The 2,095-nt window shown below is 69.3% G+C and carries 3 protein-coding genes and 1 pseudogene; 2 read left to right on the top strand and 2 right to left on the bottom strand.

Annotated elements, in window-relative coordinates:
- Both G6027_RS16510 and G6027_RS16515 read left to right on the top strand, forming a co-directional pair.
- Positions 1 to 318 (top strand): alpha/beta hydrolase (locus G6027_RS16510; RefSeq protein ID WP_182638098.1); only part of this gene is annotated, 318 nt, incomplete at its 5' end.
- 498 nt (positions 319 to 816) lie between these two features.
- Positions 817 to 1,176, top strand: coding sequence for a hypothetical protein (locus G6027_RS16515; RefSeq protein ID WP_206682505.1), 360 nt, complete (start codon positions 817 to 819; stop codon positions 1,174 to 1,176).
- A gap of 16 nt (positions 1,177 to 1,192) precedes the next feature.
- On the opposite strand, the gene G6027_RS16520 is transcribed toward G6027_RS16515, so the two are convergent.
- Positions 1,193 to 1,948: an SDR family NAD(P)-dependent oxidoreductase gene (locus tag G6027_RS16520; protein ID WP_182638100.1), complete on the bottom strand. Its 756-nt coding sequence runs from the start codon at positions 1,946 to 1,948 to the stop codon at positions 1,193 to 1,195.
- 39 nt (positions 1,949 to 1,987) lie between these two features.
- Positions 1,988 to 2,095 (bottom strand): annotated as a pseudogene (locus G6027_RS19120) (enoyl-CoA hydratase); the annotation flags it as partial.

Genomic DNA, 2,095 nt, shown 5'->3' on the forward strand with positions numbered 1-2,095 from the left:
CGCGGGTACGGGCCGGCGCGGTTCTCCGCGCACTCTGTGGCCCTGGGCGCGCGACCGGACCGCAGTACCTTCCCCGCGCAGGCGCCCTGCCCGGTCCTGATCGTGGGGGCATCACACGACCAGGTGGTGCCGACCGAGGAGCAGCGCAGGTGGGCCGAGGCGAACGGTGCCGGGAGAGACGGTGCCGGGGGCGGCAGCACGGGCGCCCAGGAAGTGGCCTACGTGGAGATCCCGGAGACCGGGCACATGCTGCCGGTGGAGACGCCTGAGGAGTTGGCCGCCGCGATCAGCGACTGGTGGCGTCGCACCGAGTCCTGATTCGGGTGAATCCCGGGTCGTAGAGCTCGAGTACCTCGTCGTCGTCCTTGTCCGCGTCACCCACGCACCCACGGCTCACCCACGCACCCACGGCTCACCCACTCGCCGAGCGCAGCCTCGTGTCGAAAATGCTCCTCGCCGCAACCGCTCGGACGGTCTAGAGTTCTTCCCCAGAAGGCGGGGTGGTCGTCAATGACTTCTCGAAACCGACCGTTGTCCCAGAGTTCCGTCGGGCCGGGGGACAGAGCGAATCGCGCGTTGAGGGAGCTCGACGACCAGGTCTTCTCGGACGTCGTTCTGCGGGAAGTGCATCGTCGCAGCGCGTTCGGCCGGGTTGCCGGACAGATTGACAGGGCCGTGAAGACGGTCCGGGCTCCGGACGTTGACCCGCTCCGGAAACCCGCGGCGCCACGGGGCGCCGATAGCGCCACTGTCGCGCGTCGTGCCCGTGCCGTTGCGGTTGCAGTATCGCGGGGTGCCGCAATGCAGGTGCCTCTGATGTGCTCGGTCGAAGCGGCTGAGGCCCTCGCGCGGCGCGGAGTGTTGTCCGAATCCACCGCCGCCGATGCACTGCGGACGTTTGCGCGAGACGGTCGCCTGATCGCGCTCCGCGGCGACCGGAGATGGGTATACCCGCGATTCCAAATGGATTACTTCGATCCGCGCGAGCCGAACAACATCATCTGCGCGATCAACCGGGTGCTGGACGCCGGTCGCTATCCGGAAGCCGCGACCTCCTGGTGGACCCTGCCGTCGGTCGCCTTGCCCGGCCAGCGCGCACCCGTGGACCTTTTGGGAGGCGACCACGACGCACTGCGGCAGCTGGCGTCGGAGTACGCGTCCGGAGCTGATCAGTGACAGGTGCGCGGTCGGATCAGCGGGGGAGTTGCCCGTCGTCGATCTTGATGACGGTCCCGGTGACCGCCTCCGACGCGTCGGAGACGAGGTAGAGCAGTGTGGAATCGAGTTGTTCGGGCACGCCGAGTCGCCTGCGCGGGAACCCGGGCGCGATGTCGCCGACCCGCTCGAGCATCCCGTCGGTCATCTCGGACTCGAAGACCCCCGGCGCGATGGCGTTGACGTTGATGAGATTGCCCGCCCACTCCACGGCGAGGGCCTCCGTCATCCGACTGAGTGCCGCTTTGGTGGTGGCATAGAGCGCCGCCCCGTTGCCGGCGTAGTGGTACGCGGCCATCGAGGAGATGTTGACGATCCGGCCCGGCAATTCTGCCGTGATCAACCGGCGGGCCACCCCGGTCGCCATGAGCCACGGGCCGCGGATATTGGTGTCCAGCACGGCGTCCACGAGCTCCAGTGGCATCTTGTGCGCGCGCTGCGCATCGGGGATGCCGGCGTTGTTGATCAGGATCCGGGGAGCGCCGAGACGCTCGGTCACCTCGGTGAGGCAGGACTCGACGGAGGCCGGATCGGCGACGTCGAGCCGAACGCCGTGCGCACTGCCTCCGCGCCTGCCGATCGCGTCGACGACCTCAGCGATCCTCTCGGTGCGGCGCCCGGTCACGACGACCGTCGCGCCCGCGCCCGCCAACACGTGGGCGAACCGGGCGCCCAGGCCGGAGGTGGATCCGGTGACGATCGCGACGCGGCCGGTGAGGTCGACAGAAGTCACGGGGTGTCCTCTCCGCGGTGGGGGTGGTGGAGGTGGTGGTCAGATGAAGAGGTCGGGCAGTCCGTCCGAGACGCGGTCGGGGAAGGCCGGTTCTTCCTTGGCGAGGAATGCGGAGACACCGGCGCGGACGTCGGCGGACGCGCCGCG

This window comes from Dietzia sp. SLG310A2-38A2 (assembly GCF_014145095.1).
Classification (GTDB): Bacteria; Actinomycetota; Actinomycetes; order Mycobacteriales; family Mycobacteriaceae; genus Dietzia.